Source organism: uncultured Pigmentiphaga sp., assembly GCF_937950555.1.
Taxonomy (GTDB): domain Bacteria; phylum Pseudomonadota; class Gammaproteobacteria; order Burkholderiales; family Burkholderiaceae_B; genus Pigmentiphaga.
Window position 1 is genome coordinate 1 of record NZ_CALFCW010000072.1, and the last position, 14,220, is coordinate 14,220.

Genomic DNA, 14,220 nt, shown 5'->3' on the forward strand with positions numbered 1-14,220 from the left:
AAAGACAAGGACGGCTGCGCCGTCCGCGCTATCCTTCCCCGCCCTGAACGGCGGGGCTTGTCGCGCACCGGGTCAGCCAGGCGCTGGGTGAGCGCGGGGGAGCGCAATGTTGCGTTTATCGCATCATTGAGCTTTTGTACCACGGTGTCGGGGGTTTTTGCCGGTGCGAAAACGCCCCACCAAGAACCGAGGGCCAATTCGGGCATCGGCTTGCCCAGCGCTTCGGAGAAGGTCGGCACGTCAGGGAGCAGGGGGGATCGCTTCGTGCCCGTGATGGCGAGGGGACGTACGCGATTTTCCTTGATGTAACCGATTGAGCTGCTCAGCCCGGTGATGACCATGGAAATCTGCCCGCCCAGCAGGTCGGTCAAGGCCGGGCCCGAGCCCTTGTAGGGAATCTGCTGCATGGTGATGCCGGCGGCTTTTTTCAGGACTTCGCCTGCCAGGTGGGTCAGGTTGCCGTTTCCTGCGGTGCCATTGGTCAGCTTGTCAGGATTGGCCTGGGCGTAGGCGACGAGCTCGGGCAGGCTCTTGGCGGGAACGCGAGGGTGCACCACCAGGGCAAGGGGCGCAATGCCTACCGATGCGACGGCGCGCAAGTCCTTGAGCGGATCGAAGGGCATTTCCCGCATCAAGCTCGGGTTGGTCGCGAGGGTCAGGTCGCCGAACAAGAGCGTATAGCCGTCCGCATTCGCACGTACGACTTCCATGCCGCCGATATTCCCATTGGCGCCCGGCTTGTTCAGGACCACGATGGGTTGACCAAGGGTCTTGCTCAGCTCGGCAGACAGCTGCCGGGCGAGGATGTCCGTCGGCCCGCCGGGGGCGTATGGGACGACGAGGGTGACGGCCCGGTCAGGGAAGGAAGCTTGGGCGTAGGCCGGCGTCAATGCGGCCAGACCGCCGATGGCGCCTATCATGCGCAGCATCGTTGTCTTGAATTTGTCCATGGATGTCTCCAGAAAAACGGTATGAATCAGGTACCGAGGTCGTGGGGTAGGCGGACGAAGAGATCGTCAATGGCCACAGGCTCGGGAATGAAACGCTGCTCGTGCATGTACTGGACAAGCGCTTGCAGCGTGGTGCGGTTGGCGTCTACGCCGTAGGGAAAGGCATCGCCGTGGAAAACCTCGTCGATCTCCTCCACGTCATTCCATTGCCATGGCAACATGGTTGCCAGCGTGCCGGAGAAGCGCAGCCGGCGCATCGCCAATCGTTTCGATTGCACGAACGCTTTGTACAGGCTGCTGGCCACCCAGGGATGCGCCTCGTAGAGTTCGCGGCGCATGGCAACGAGATGCATGATCGGGAATATGCCCGTTTCTTCGTAGAATTCGCGCTCTACGTCGCGATAGTTGGGAAAGAGGCGTGCGACGTCCGGACTGGTGTCGAGCGATTCCGGTTTGCGTGAGCCGATCAGCGCGTCGATGTCTCCACGCGCCAATAGCTCGCTCAGCGAATAGGGCGTTTCGTTCTGCTCGATGGATACGCCGGGCGGCAGGGGGACAACGGGCGGCTGGCCATGGGGGCCGGCTTTCTCGACGGCACCTTGTACCCAGTGAACCCCGCCCAGGTCAATGCCATATTGGTGCATGAGGTGGCCGCGTATCCAGATTGCGGCGGTTTGCGTGTACAGCGTGACGCCGATGCGTTTCCCGGCCAGGTCCCGTGGCGCCTGGATCCCGGCTCGTCGGTTGATGTAGATGTGGCCGTGCCGGAAGGCGCGCGACGGGAATACCGGCAGGGCGACGAACGGGCACTGCTTGCGTGCCGTCATGGTGATGAATTCGGAACTCGAGAGTTCCGACACGTCGAACTCAAGGCCACCTACCATGCGATCGAAGGTCTCGCGCGAGTCTTCGATGGGGATGTAATTCAACTCGATGCCTTCGGGTTGGACTTCGCCGCTGCGTAAAGCTTCCATTCGGTCGAAGCGACCACATGCAAAGGTGAGTTTGAGACGAGGCATGGCACATCAGTGGACGGATTCAGTCTCCTATTATTGGGCCTGCGGCCAGGCCTGATGGCCTGGTAAGCGTGATATGACCCATCTCATTTCGGAATGGCGCGGGGGTGACGCTTCCTTAGAATCGGCGCAAACAACAACCCTGCTCCGAGACCATGAACCCCCGTCCTCCTATTCGGCGTCGCGTCCTTGCGCTCGCCGGCGCGCTGCTGAGCCTGAATGCCGTCCCTGGTGCGTGGGCAGCCGACCCCTATCCCTCGCGCACGATTAACCTGGTCGTTCCCTATGCGCCCGGCGGCTCCACGGATCTGCTCGCGCGCCAGTATGCCCAGGCCTTGGGGCGCCGCCTGGGGCAGACCATTGCCGTCCACAACAAGCCGGGGGCGAACGGCAATATTGGCGGGATGGAGGTCGTGCGCGCCAAGCCCGACGGCTACACGCTCTTGTTCGGCGATTTGACGCTGGCCACTAACCCCAGCTTGGTCCGCGACATGCCGTTCCAGCCCATGCGGGATCTGACTCCCATCGTTCCCGTTGGCCATGCGCCGCTCGCTTTGCTGGTCAATCCCAACAAAACGCCGTTCAAGTCGGTACGCGATTTGATCGACTTTGCGCATGCCCATCCCGGCGAACTGACCAACGGGACGGCGGGGAACGGCAATCTTGGGCATTTGGGATTCGAGGTGTTCAAGCTCGCCGCCAAGGTAGAGATCCGCCAGGTGCCTTACAAAGGCTCCGGGCCCGCCGTCACCGATTTGGCAGGAGGGCAAATTTCCATGGTCATGACGGGGCTCAGCGGCACGGAGGGCTATCTGGAATCGGGCCATTTGCGCGCCCTGGCGATCACGGGGACCGAGCGGTCGCAGCAATATCCGCAAATTCCCACTTTGTCCGAGGCGACCGGGTTGCCGCTCCCCGAGCTGAACCTCGGGTCATGGTGGGGCGTCTTCGGTCCGGCAGGGCTGGCTACCGATGTGGTGGCCCGCCTGAACGAAGCCAGTATCCAGGCCATCTCGGATCCGGAAACCGTTGCCCGCTTGCATCGCATGAATGCCCGTCCGAGCCCCGGTTCGCCGCAGGTGTTGCGAGAGCAGCTCAAGAGCGAGACGGAGACGTGGGGCAGGATCATCCGCCAGATCGGATTGCAGCCCAACTGAACTAGCGCAAGGCGTCATCGCTCTCGTTGAGGTGACGGTCGAGTGTCGCGCATGGCGAATGTGGCCCATCTCGCGGGCTAGCCAGGCTGCTGCCCTAATAGGTTGCATGCGAACTAATTTTGAGGAAAAATGGTTCGCATGCAACCTAATTCTTCCATTTCATCGCCAGGCGAGCCGCATGCCCATGCGCGTTTCGGCAGCCTGATCGGCGCGGTGTTTCGTAAATGGCGCCGCGAGGTGACCCAGGATTTCAAGGCCATGGGGCTCACGGATGCCACGTGCGCCCCATTGCTTGCGCTCGTCGAGTGGCCGGTCCAAGCCGTTCGCCAAAAGGATTTGGCCGAACGCCTGTCGCTGGAGAAATCGTCGCTCGTGCGGATCCTGACGCAATTGCGCGACATGGGGTTGGTGGAATGGGAAACCGCTGAGGATGACCGTCGTGCGAAATCCATCCGCCTCACGCTACAGGGCCGGCGCCTGGCTGAGCGCATCGTGGCCAAGAGCATGGAGATCGAAGCCCGCATCCTGGAGGGGCTGACGGCCGAGGAGCTCCAGACTACCCGTGAGGTGCTGGGCAAGATCGTGCGCCGTTTCGAGGTGCAGGAATGAGCGCCGCGGGCCAACCCTTCGCCCCCGCCGTCCGGGCGCCGCTGTGGCTGCTAGTGCTGGTCACGTTGAGCGGCACGATGGCCATGCACATTTTCATGCCTGCCTTGCCGCTGGCGGGAGCCGACCTGGGCGCGAGCCCTTCGGGGATGCAGCAGACCATTACCCTGTACGTCCTCGGCCTGGCATTCGGCCAATTGATCTACGGTCCCATTTCCGACACGATCGGTCGCCGCCCGACGCTGTTGGCCGGATTGGGGCTGTACTTCGCCGCAAGCGTTTTCGCCTTGTTCGCGACGTCGCTGGAGTGGCTACTGGCGGCACGGCTCGTGCAGGCGCTCGGGGGCGCTGCTGGCATCACGCTCGGGCGTTCGATCGTGCGAGACATCTCCACGCCCGAACGCGCCACGAAAGACCTCGCGCTGCTCAATCTGCTCACGCTGGTCGGGCCGGGCCTTTCTCCCATCGTCGGATCCTTCCTAGCCGACAGCTTCGGCTGGCGCGCCGTGTACGTATTCCTGGTGAGCATCGCCAGCGTGATGGTGCTGTGTGCTTGGAAGCTCCTGCCGGAAACCAACCTGAACCGGGCCTCGTTGGCCTTCGGCACCATTGCCAAGGACTACGCCCGATTGGTGAGCAACCGGCGCTTTGTCGGATTCGCGGTGGGCGGTGCGTGCTCCAGCACTGCGCTTTATCCGTATCTCGCCTCAGCGCCCTACATCGTGCACGAGCAGTTGCACTTGCCCATCTCGCACATTGGCTGGTTCGCTGCAGTCACCATCGTAGGCGCCAGCATGGGGTCGGCGCTCACCCGGCGCCTGGTGGGCCGCATCAAAGTCGAGCGCTTTTTATACGCGGGCGCCGGCTTGAGTTTGACGATGGCCTGCCTGCTGCTGATCGTGCAATCCCTGGGCTGGCTGAACATTCCGTGGTTGATCGCCATCACTTTCACGCTCACCGTCGGTTGCGGGCTGTCCAGTCCCGCCGCCTTGTCGCGGGCGCTGTCCGTGGCCCCGGGCTTGATCGGGTCGGCTGCGGGGCTGTACGGTTTCGGCCAGATGGGGGCGGGGGCGATCGGAACCATGCTGGTCGGGTATGGCGCGGATCCTGCTATCTCCTGCGGCGTGGTTCAGGTCTTCCTGACGGTGTCGGCGTTACTCGCCTTCCGGCTTGCCACGTTACCCAAGAAAGAAGAATAGAGACAGCCATGAAATCCGGCATCGAAAACATCGACCTGAATCTACTACTCGTTTTCAAGCATGTTTTCGACTGCCGCAGCGTCAGCAAGGCCGCAGAAAAGCTGGGGCGCAGCCAATCCATGGTGAGCTACGACCTCGCAAAGCTGCGCCGCCACTTCGGTGATCCGTTATTTACCAAAACGTCGACAGGGGTCCAGCCGACTGAGTTGGCCTGCGAATTGGCCGGCCCCATCGCCGGAGGACCTCGCTACGGTCGTGCTCTCGGCGGAAAGGGGTGTAGCCCGAAGGTTCTCTTTTCGAGATAGCTCATATCTCCTGCCTTGTGAAGGGGGGGCGGCACTGATTAAATCCACGCATCGAAAATAATTACGTTGCGAGGATGACTTCGTCATGAAAGTGCTGCGGTTCAACCATGGGCGCCTGGGAATCTCGGATGGCGCCAAGGTCATCGACGTGACCGAGCAGTTCGGCGGCGAACAATGGCCTCCCGTTGGCGTCAATCGCTTGATTCGCGATTTTGCCCAGCATCGTGCCAGGTTCGAGGAAATGCTGGCTTCCGAGGCGGGCGTGCCGCTAGAGGCCGTTCGCCTGGAGACCCCGGTTCCGTGGCCGAACAAGTTGATGGCGTACCCCGTCAATTATCACGACCATGCCAAGGAAATGGCCTCCAAGGGGCTTGCCAGCGTGCAAGGCTATTTCCTGAAGGCAAATTCGTCGTTGGTCGGCCCGCAGGATGAAATTGAGCTGCCGGCTTTGCCGGGGCGGGAAGTCCATCACGAATGCGAGATCGCGCTGATCATTGGCAAGCAGGGGCGCCAGATTGCGCCCGAGGATGCGCATCATTGCCACGGGAACGCCGGCGGGCGTGGACAAGGTCCTGCCCGGGGATGAGGTGACGATCGAAGTCCAGCATGTCGGTAGGATGTCCCTAAAGGTGATCCAGGGCACGAAAGGTGCAAACCTGGTGTTCGACAAGCCGTATGAGTTCGTCCGGGCGGGGTAGTGCCATGAAGGATTGCGCCGCTACGGGATGCGCCGGTTCGTGCTCGATACCCCGGCACACATTCCCGCGGTAGAGATTTCTGATCTGGGTGTCAGCCCAGGCCGGTTCACAGGTCCTGGAGGTTTCCGGCAAACCCGTTCTTGAAGAGGCGGGATGCTTCCGGACGAGCCGACGCTGACGCGTACGCAATGCAAAGGCTGTTCTTCACGCCATCTGGGGCTGCCACTTGTTTCTCGAGGATTTGTCCGCTTTTATCGCCGTCGCCGAGCGGGGCAGTTTTTCGCGCGCGGCCGTGGAGTTGTGCATTGCTCAATCCGCCCTGAGCAAGCGGGTCAGGCGGCTCGAGCAGCGTACCGGTGCGGTGCTACTCGAAAGACGCGCCCGTGGAGTGGTGCTGACGCCGGTCGGCGAGGCATTTCTCCAAAGGGCACTTGCGCTGGTAGAGGAAGCCAACTATCTGGAGCGGCATCTGAGTTCCGCCATCCAGGTCCCCGCCGGCGAGGTCAGCATTGCCTTGCCGCGCCGCTCCGCGGGACTGATCGCTCCGAGGATCGTCGAGCGATGCCGGCTCGAGATACCGCGCGTGCGCCTGAACCTGTTGGAGGGAACTGCTGCGAACGTACATGGCTGGATGGTTCGGGGCGAGGCCGACGTTGCGTTGACGTACAACGCCGATCTCGGCGCAGGCTTCCGTGTGCTCCCTTTCATGTCGGAGCGGTTGGTGCTCTTCTCTTCTCCGGGATTGGCGCTCCAGCACTTCGGCATCGAGGGGCCGCCGCGGGTTTGCGCAGTACAGGACCTCTCCCGCGTGCCCTTGATTCTGCCGCGCAAGCCGGATGTCGTCAGGGTCCTCGTGGAGCGACTGGCGGCGGGCCACGGCTTCAAGCCCAACGTGGTGTTCGAGGCCGATGGCCTATCGACGATCAGGGGCATGGTGGAGTACGGGCAGGGCATGGCCCTCTTGAGTTTGAGTACCTCCTGGAACTATTCGGTCGAGCAGGGGAGGTTGGTGGCCATTCCTTTTTCGTCCCCGCTCGTGAGCTGGAAGCTTCACCTTGCACATAGCCTGAGGTCCGAAGGCGGTGCAGCCGTAAGCCGCGTCTTCGAGATCGTCAGGCGCGAAGCAATCGCGTTGCGCGAGTGCCCGACGTTCCCAGCGCGACGGAGGCGGGCGTGGCCCATCTTTCGTTTAGCTCGTGGAACGGCATCGTGGCGCCCAGCGGCACGCCCAAGAGTGTCATTGCCGTCTTGAACCGTGCGGTGAACCAGACCATCAGCGACCCGGCGGTCCGCAGTGATTTGGAGAAGCAAGGGTACGAGGTCGAAGCGCTGGACGCCGACCAATTCCAAGGCTTCGTGCGCGAGGAGTTCGAGAAGATTCGCGCCATCGTAAAACGGCTCGATGCGACGGTTCGCGATTAAGCCCGTCAGCGCGAGTTCGCGTCCCTACATTTCAACTGGAGTCTGATTCATGTCGTCAAGTTCTCAAGCCAACTGCCTGATTGCGGGCGCCGGCCCGGTCGGGCTTACCCTGGCATACTTGTTGGGAACAAGCGGTGTCAGGGTAACGATCGTGGAAAAGGATCCCGCCTTGCAGAAGGACTACAGGGCTTCCACTTTCCATGCCGCCACGCTCGACCTGCTCGAGCCCTATGGCATTTCCCAGCCATTGATCGAACGTGGCATAAAGTGCCCCATCGTCCAATACCGCACATGGTCCGACGGCGTTATCGCGACGCTGGACCATGCATTGATCGAGGATGAAACGCGCCACCCGTATCGCCTGCAATGCGAGCAATTCAAGTTGTCAGAGTGGTTGCTGGGTGCCCTAGAGAAGATTCCGAACGTCGAAGTCCGATATGGTTGGGAATTGACGGGCTTTACCATGGCCGACGATGCCGTCACCGCGACCGTCACCGACGGGCGCAGCCCCCGGCAGGAGACCTATTCCTACCTGTTCGGCGCGGACGGTGGGAGAGGAGTGACTCGTCGCATCCTGGACATTGCCTTCGAAGGATTCACGTATCCCGAGCGCATTTTGGTCCTGGGGACGCGGGCGGATCTCTCACAGCTGATTCCGGGGCTGGCATCGGTCAATTACGTCGCCGACCCGGAGCACTACGCGCATATTTTGCGAATTCCGGACATGTGGCGCTTGAGCCTGCCTTTGCCGGAACAGGTCGATGATGTGCAGGCCCTCGAGAGCGACTATATCCGGTCGCGGGTGGAACCGCTCATCGCTGGCTTCGATGCGCGCGACATTGCGGTAAAGAAGGTCTATGCCGTTCACCAGCGCGTGGCTGCCGCCTACGGCAGGGGGCGCGCCTTGCTGGTCGGCGACGCTGCGCACCTCAATAACCCCAAGGGAGGCATGGGCCTGAACGGAGGCCTGCACGACGCGGTTAGCCTATTCCGGCACCTGACGGGCCACTGGGACGATCCGGCCATGGTGCTCAGCCTGTATGAGGCCCAGCGCCGGCCGGAGGCAATCCAAGCCATCCATAAACACACGCAAGCCAACTACAACGCACTCAAGGGCGTCAATGTTTCGCGGGAGGCATTGGTCGCACGCTGGCAAGAACTCGAGCGGGACAAGGACGCGCAGCGACGGTTCTTGTTGGATGCTTCCATGCTTTCCTCCGTGCGCCGGTGCGGGTTGCTGACGTAAAGAGGACCATTGCTGCGAATCTTTCCGGTACGCAAAACGCGGGGTTGCGGGGAGGCCGCCGGTTTCCTCCGCACGGAGGAGGCGCGTCCCCGCCGCCACTATGATAGGGGTTCTCATCTTCATCCCAGCGGAGCCCCTATTGTCTGCCACAGCATTCCCCACGAGGTCGCCCGCCGCCGCGCGGGGCATTGCGTGCGTCCTGTTCGGCTGTTTCTGCCTGAGTGTCAGCGATAGCTTTGCCAAGTGGCTGGGCGAGTATTTCTCGCCTTTGCAGCTGGTTTTCATGCGCGGAGTCATCGCCGCCCCACTCGTGGCCTTGGTCGCGATACGTGCGAATGGCTTGCAATCCCTGGTTACCGTTCATCCCTTTCTCCACCTGGCCCGCGGCGCCATCAATGTGGCTGCCGCGTTTTGCTTCTATCTGAGCTTGACCTACATTCCGCTGGCCGAGGCGACGGCCATTGCTTTTTCGGCCCCTTTGTTCGTGACGCTCTTGTCCGTGGTGGTGCTCAGGGAGCGCGTCGGCGCGTGGGCGTGGTGCGCAGTGTGGATGGGTTTTGCGGGTGTGTTGGTCACGGTGCGGCCAGGGTGGGGCGGGTTTCATCCTGCGGCGCTGCTTCCGCTGACGGCAGCCGTGGGCTATGCAGTGATGATGCTGACGGCGCGGCGCATCCGGGCTGAGGAGCGGCTGACCACGACGGCGTTTTACATCGTCGTGGCCCAGGTGGCTGCCAGCGCGCTACTGCAGCCGTGGGTATGGCGACCGATCGATGCCTCCCAATTCGCGGGCATGGCCGCCCTGGCTGTATTCAGCACGCTCGGCTTGACCTTCGTCACGCAGGCGTTCCGGCTGGCGCCGCCCGCGGTGGTGGCTCCCTTCGATTATTCGGGGCTGATTTGGGGTGCGTTGTTCGGGTGGATATTTTGGGGAGAGGCGCTCGACGCCTGGACGTACGTGGGCGCGGGCCTCATTGCTGCGGGAGGGATCTTGGTCGTGACCCGCCAGCCGCGGGGCGATGAACACGTGGCCGCGAGCGAGGAGCGGTGCTCGAGGAATAACGAGGCCGGCGGGAGCAAGGCTGATGCACTACCACAAGTCGGAAAGTGCCAAAATTGCGATTAAATGCGGATTGTTGTAACGTATTTAGCAATTAGAATTAAGTGCAACGTCCCATGGAAAGTTCTTACGACGCGTCCGGCCGGCCATTGCTCAAGCGGTTCGTCCGTGTCCTCGTCGCATTCCTGATCGTCTGTTTCCTCAACGCGGCAATCCTACGGCTGGCCTGCCATTCGGGTGGCGTACCCGAATCGCGCCTCCTCTCCAGCTTTGCCGTGGGTTGCTTGTAAGGCGCGCCGCGCATTCGCAGCGGCGCACCTTCCCCATCACATCCGCCCGTAACCCCCGCCACCCGGCGTTTCGATCTCCACCCTGTCGCCAGCTTGCAGCTCGGCCTGATCGGCATGGTCGAGGGGTTCGACGCTGCCGTCCGTCCTCAAGATGCGCGCCTTGCCCGGCGCGCCGGCTTCTCCGCCGGCCAGCCCGAAGGCAGGGTGGCGCCAACCATTGGCGAGCAGGGACACTGTCATGGGCTCGAGAAATCTCAGCGTGCGCAGGCCGCCGTCTCCTCCGCGCCACCGGCCGGCGCCCCCGGATCCACGGCGGATTTCATAGCGCTCCAGTCGCACCGGGAACCGTAATTCCAACACTTCCGGATCGGTCAGTCGCGAGTTGGTCATGTGGGTCTGCACCACCGACGTACCGTCGAAGCCGCCGATCAGCTCGCCCGCTTCGTTGAACCGGCCACCCGCGCCGGAGCCGCCGGAGATGGTTTCGTAGTACTGGTGCCGGGCGTTGCCGAAGGTCAGGTTGGTCATGGTCGGCTGGCTGCTCGCCATGATGCCCAGGGCCCCGTACAAGGCATTGGTGACGCAAGTCGAGGTCTCGACGTTGCCGGCCACGACCGCTGCCGGATAGCGCGGATTGAGCATGGAGCCTTCCGGCACCACGATGGTGAGCGGCTTCAGGCCTCCGGCGTTCATCGGAATGTCCTCGTCGAGCAGCGTGCGGAAGACATAGAGCACCGCGGCGGAGGTCACCGCGCGGGGCGCGTTGAAGTTGTTGGGCAGTTGCGCCGATGTGCCGGTGAAGTCGAGCGTCGCGCTACGCGCGGCGTGATCGACGGTGACTTTCACGCAGACCTGCGCGCCGTTGTCCAGCGTGACGGTGAAGCTGCCGTCACGCAAGCGGCTGATCGCCCGCCGCACGGACTCTTCGGCGTTGTCCTGGACGTGCTTCATGTACGCCTGTACCACGTCCAGGCCGAAGTAGCGCACCATGGCCATGAGCTCTTCCCGGCCCTTCTCGTTGGCCGCTACCTGGGCGCGCAAGTCGGCAATGTTCTGGTCAATGTTGCGCGCGGGATAGCGGGCGCTCGCCAGTAATTCCCGCATCTCGGCTTCCCGCATCCTGCCGTCGCGCACGAGCAGGAAGTTCGTAATCAGCACGCCTTCGTCTTCGATGGTGCGCGAGTTGGGGGGCATGGAGCCCGGCGTCAGCCCGCCGATGTCGGCGTGATGGCCGCGCGAACCGACGTAAAACAGCACCTGGGAGCCGCTTTCGTCGAAGATGGGCGTGATGACGGTGACGTCAGGAAGATGGGTGCCCCCGGCGTACGGATCGTTGAGGACGTAGACATCTCCCGGCCGCATCGTCTCGCCCGCACTGTCGATGATTGCGCGCACGCTGGCGCCCATGGATCCGAGGTGCACCGGGATGTGCGGCGCGTTGGCGACGAGGTCGCCCTGGGCGTCGAAAATGGCGCAGGAGAAATCGAGCCGCTCCTTGATGTTGACCGAATGCGCCGTGTTCTGGAGCCGCCACCCCATCTGCTCGGCGATGGACATGAACAGATTGTTGAAGATCTCCAGCATGACGGGGTCGGCTTCGGTGCCCACCGCGCGGCGTTGGGCCCGGGGGCGCGCCCGCTCGAGCACGATGTCGCCGCTGGCCAGGGCCTTTGCGCTCCATCCCGGGTCGACGACAGTCGTGGCGTTGGCGTCGGAGATGATCGCGGGGCCGGTGACTTCGTCGCCCGCGCGGAGGTCTGATGCGGCATAGAGCGGCACGTCCCGCCATTCCTCGTCGGCATGCATGGCAACGTGCCCGAGAGGTTCGAGCCGGGTGCCCGCTTGGCGTGCAGGACGGGAAAAATTCGCCGCCCTCGAGCCGTGCAAACCGCCGCAAGCCGTCGCTTCGGCGACCGCAGAGTCGATCACGAGGGCCCGATCCGGCATCAGGAAGGCGAACCGCTGGCGATAGGCGCGCTCGAACTCGCCCAGCATCGCATCCGCTTGCCCGAAGGGCACCGGCAGCGCGGTGTCGGTGCCTTCATAGCGCAGGTAGACGCGCTGCGCGATGCGTATTTCTTCGGGCTTGGAGCCTTGCCCGACCAGCTCATTGCATGCTGCGGCGCCGAGATCGTCGAGCACGCGGCTGAGTTCGGCCAGGCCGTCGGCATCGAAGCGCCGCTCGACGGATCGTTCGCGCACCGCGGTGGCCACTGCCAGGCCCATGCCGTAGGCCGAGAGCACGCCGGCCAGGGGGTGTATCAGCACGCGGGGCATGGCTAGGGCGTCTGCCACGGCGCAGGCGTGCTGGCCGCCGGCACCGCCGAAGGTCGTCAGGGTATAGCGCGTGATGTCGTAGCCGCGCTGTACCGAGATGAGCTTGATCGCGTTGGCCATGTTGGTGACGGCAATTTCAAGGAAGCCGTGCGCAAGCGCTTCCGGCGTGACCAGGCGACCCGTCGCGCGCGAGACCTCCTCGGCCATTTCGGCGAAACGCGCCCGGACGATGTCGGCGTCGAGCGGCTGATTGCCGTCGGGACCGAAGACGGCCGGGAAGTGGGCGGGCTGGATCCGGCCGAGCATCACGTTCGCATCGGTCACGGTCAGCGGTCCGCCGCGCCGATAGCAGGCCGGGCCAGGGTCGGCACCCGCCGATTCGGGGCCCACTCTCAGCCGGGAGCCGTCGAAGCGCAAGATGGAGCCCCCGCCCGCCGCAACGGTATGAATGCTCATCATGGGGGCGCGGAGCCTGACACCCGCCACCAAGGTGTCGAAGGTCCGCTCGTATTCGCCGGCGTAGTGGGAGACGTCGGTTGACGTGCCGCCCATGTCGAAGCCGATCACCCGGTCGAAGCCCGCGGCGGCCGAAACGCCGGCCATGCCGACGATGCCGCCCGCCGGCCCGGACAGGACGGAGTCCTTGCCCTGGAAGGTACGGGCGTCGGTCAGGCCCCCGCTCGATTGCATGAACTGCAGGCGCACGCCCGGCAGGGCTGCAGAGACGCGATCGACGTAGCGGCGCAGGACGGGAGAGAGGTAGGCGTCGACCACGGTGGTGTCGCCACGCGCCACGAAACGGATCAACGGCGATACCTCGTGTGAGACGGAGACCTGCACGTAACCGAGTTCGCGCGCAATCGCGGCCAGGCGCAGTTCGTGGGCGGGATTGCGGTAACCGTGCATCAGCGCGATGGCGACGGACTGATAGCCCTGTTCCCGCCCGCGGGTCAATTCCGCTCGGGCTTGTTCTTCGTCGAGCGGGGCGACGATGCTGCCGTCGGCTGCCATGCGCTCGTCGATTTCCACCACGAGGCTGGCAAGCTGTTCAGGCAGTACGATTTCTCGATCGAACAGGCGGGGGCGGTTCTGGTAGGCGATGCGCAGCGCATCGCGAAAACCCCGGGTAACGGCCAGCAGCACGCGTTCGCCTTTGCGCTCGAGCAGGGCATTGGTGGCCACGGTGGTGCCCATGCGGACCACTTCGATGCGATCGGAGGGTATGAGGTCGCCGGGGGCGAGGCCGAGAAGCCGGCGGATGCCTTCCACGGCGGCGTCTTCATAGCGGCCCGGGTTCTCGGAGAGCAGCTTGGCCGTCACCAGCGATCCGTCGGGCCTGCGCCCGATCACGTCGGTGAAGGTGCCACCTCGGTCGATCCAGAATTCCCAGCGGGCATCGTCGGAGGAAGTAGGGCGGGAGGATGCGGTCATAGCGATGAGGCCGCACGCGCGGCTTGGTCGTAGAGCCCGGAGAGCATGCGCAAACGTCGCGCGACGTCTGATAGCGAGGCGTCGTCCGCCAGTTCCCCTTCGATGCTGGGGAGCAGGCAGCGTCCTCGTATGTCGCGAAAGCGCTCGATCAGCGCGGCGCCTTCGTTCGTGGTGGCGTAGAAGACTTCCTTGCCGATTTTCTCTCCGCGTACCAAGCCCATGCCGGCCAGTTTTTTCAACGAATAATTGATGACGTGGGTGTCTTCGTAGTTGAGCGTAAAGCAGATATCGGCGAGCTTCTTGCCTCGCTGGCGGTGATGCACGTGATGCAGCACCAGGACGTCCGTGATCGCCAGTTCGGCTTCGCCCGCCGCAGCCATGCAGCGTACCACCCAACGGCTGAACGCGTTGTGCGCGATGATCAGGCCGAATTCCAGTTCGGAAAGCTCTGCGTGCGGGCCGGTGGCCAGGTGGGCCGAGGACAGGATGCGCAGGCGTTCGCCCACCCCTTTGCCCGGTTCGCGCTTGCGATCATTCATGCCGCGCCTCGCTCCGGGATGCGGCGC

14 protein-coding genes are annotated in these 14,220 nt (G+C 63.6%); 10 read left to right on the forward strand and 4 right to left on the reverse strand.

Features of this window, described 5'->3' with window-relative positions:
* On the reverse strand, nt 1-950 hold a 950-nt coding region (locus Q0319_RS17855), incomplete at its 3' end, for a tripartite tricarboxylate transporter substrate binding protein (RefSeq protein ID WP_299454864.1).
* Between the two features lie 26 nt (nt 951-976).
* On the reverse strand, nt 977-1,924 hold the full coding sequence (locus tag Q0319_RS17860) for an ABC transporter substrate-binding protein (RefSeq protein ID WP_299454866.1): 948 nt from the start codon (nt 1,922-1,924) through the stop codon (nt 977-979).
* A 197-nt stretch (nt 1,925-2,121) separates the two neighbouring features.
* On the opposite strand from Q0319_RS17860, the gene Q0319_RS17865 reads away from it, so the two are divergent.
* From Q0319_RS17865 to Q0319_RS17910, 10 genes are all read left to right on the forward strand, one after another.
* On the forward strand, nt 2,122-3,123 hold the full coding sequence (locus tag Q0319_RS17865) for a tripartite tricarboxylate transporter substrate binding protein (protein WP_296469025.1): 1,002 nt from the start codon (nt 2,122-2,124) through the stop codon (nt 3,121-3,123).
* A gap of 138 nt (nt 3,124-3,261) precedes the next feature.
* On the forward strand, nt 3,262-3,732 hold the full coding sequence (locus Q0319_RS17870) for a MarR family transcriptional regulator (RefSeq protein ID WP_296469023.1): 471 nt from the start codon (nt 3,262-3,264) through the stop codon (nt 3,730-3,732).
* Nucleotides 3,729-4,928 (forward strand): multidrug effflux MFS transporter, encoded by a 1,200-nt coding sequence (locus tag Q0319_RS17875; protein ID WP_296469021.1) that lies wholly within the window; start codon nt 3,729-3,731, stop codon nt 4,926-4,928. The genes Q0319_RS17870 and Q0319_RS17875 overlap by 4 nt, the downstream gene beginning before the upstream one ends.
* Before the next feature lie 8 nt (nt 4,929-4,936).
* Nucleotides 4,937-5,233, forward strand: a complete 297-nt coding sequence (locus Q0319_RS17880; protein WP_299454869.1) for a LysR family transcriptional regulator — start codon at nt 4,937-4,939, stop codon at nt 5,231-5,233.
* A gap of 85 nt (nt 5,234-5,318) precedes the next feature.
* Entirely contained in the window at nt 5,319-5,819 is a 501-nt protein-coding gene (locus tag Q0319_RS17885) for a fumarylacetoacetate hydrolase family protein (protein WP_299454871.1), read from the forward strand.
* 353 nt (nt 5,820-6,172) lie between these two features.
* A complete protein-coding gene (locus tag Q0319_RS17890; protein WP_299454873.1) occupies nt 6,173-7,183 on the forward strand; it encodes a LysR family transcriptional regulator in 1,011 nt (336 codons plus the stop codon).
* Nucleotides 7,105-7,353, forward strand: coding sequence for a tripartite tricarboxylate transporter substrate-binding protein (locus tag Q0319_RS17895; protein WP_299454876.1), 249 nt, complete (start codon nt 7,105-7,107; stop codon nt 7,351-7,353). Before Q0319_RS17890 ends, Q0319_RS17895 begins: the two co-directional genes overlap by 79 nt.
* Before the next feature lie 49 nt (nt 7,354-7,402).
* Nucleotides 7,403-8,599 (forward strand): FAD-dependent monooxygenase, encoded by a 1,197-nt coding sequence (locus tag Q0319_RS17900; protein WP_299454879.1) that lies wholly within the window; start codon nt 7,403-7,405, stop codon nt 8,597-8,599.
* 139 nt (nt 8,600-8,738) lie between these two features.
* Nucleotides 8,739-9,722, forward strand: a complete 984-nt coding sequence (locus Q0319_RS17905; protein ID WP_299454881.1) for a DMT family transporter — start codon at nt 8,739-8,741, stop codon at nt 9,720-9,722.
* A 50-nt stretch (nt 9,723-9,772) separates the two neighbouring features.
* Entirely contained in the window at nt 9,773-9,946 is a 174-nt protein-coding gene (locus Q0319_RS17910; RefSeq protein WP_299454883.1) for a hypothetical protein, read from the forward strand.
* A gap of 36 nt (nt 9,947-9,982) precedes the next feature.
* Here Q0319_RS17910 and Q0319_RS17915 read toward each other — a convergent pair whose 3' ends face one another.
* Nucleotides 9,983-13,654: a hydantoinase B/oxoprolinase family protein gene (locus Q0319_RS17915; protein WP_299454886.1), complete on the reverse strand. Its 3,672-nt coding sequence runs from the start codon at nt 13,652-13,654 to the stop codon at nt 9,983-9,985.
* The gene (locus Q0319_RS17920; RefSeq protein ID WP_296465464.1) at nt 13,651-14,193 is read right to left on the reverse strand and encodes a winged helix DNA-binding protein; all 543 of its coding nucleotides are present in this window, start codon (nt 14,191-14,193) and stop codon (nt 13,651-13,653) included. The genes Q0319_RS17915 and Q0319_RS17920 overlap by 4 nt, the downstream gene beginning before the upstream one ends.
* Nucleotides 14,194-14,220: the final 27 nt, after the last annotated feature.

Excerpts from the sequence above, each read along its gene's own strand:
- Q0319_RS17900 (WP_299454879.1), top strand. The coding sequence starts at position 7,403 with ATGTCGTCAAGTTCTCAAGCCAACTGCCTGATTGCGGGCGCCGGCCCG.
- Q0319_RS17910 (WP_299454883.1), top strand. The coding sequence starts at position 9,773 with ATGGAAAGTTCTTACGACGCGTCCGGCCGGCCATTGCTCAAGCGGTTC.
- Q0319_RS17860 (WP_299454866.1), bottom strand. The coding sequence starts at position 1,924 with ATGGAAGCTTTACGCAGCGGCGAAGTCCAACCCGAAGGCATCGAGTTG.
- Q0319_RS17920 (WP_296465464.1), bottom strand. The coding sequence starts at position 14,193 with ATGAATGATCGCAAGCGCGAACCGGGCAAAGGGGTGGGCGAACGCCTG.
- Q0319_RS17885 (WP_299454871.1), top strand. The coding sequence starts at position 5,319 with ATGAAAGTGCTGCGGTTCAACCATGGGCGCCTGGGAATCTCGGATGGC.
- Q0319_RS17865 (WP_296469025.1), top strand. The coding sequence starts at position 2,122 with ATGAACCCCCGTCCTCCTATTCGGCGTCGCGTCCTTGCGCTCGCCGGC.
- Q0319_RS17915 (WP_299454886.1), bottom strand. The coding sequence starts at position 13,654 with ATGACCGCATCCTCCCGCCCTACTTCCTCCGACGATGCCCGCTGGGAA.
- Q0319_RS17870 (WP_296469023.1), top strand. The coding sequence starts at position 3,262 with ATGCAACCTAATTCTTCCATTTCATCGCCAGGCGAGCCGCATGCCCAT.
- Q0319_RS17875 (WP_296469021.1), top strand. The coding sequence starts at position 3,729 with ATGAGCGCCGCGGGCCAACCCTTCGCCCCCGCCGTCCGGGCGCCGCTG.
- Q0319_RS17880 (WP_299454869.1), top strand. The coding sequence starts at position 4,937 with ATGAAATCCGGCATCGAAAACATCGACCTGAATCTACTACTCGTTTTC.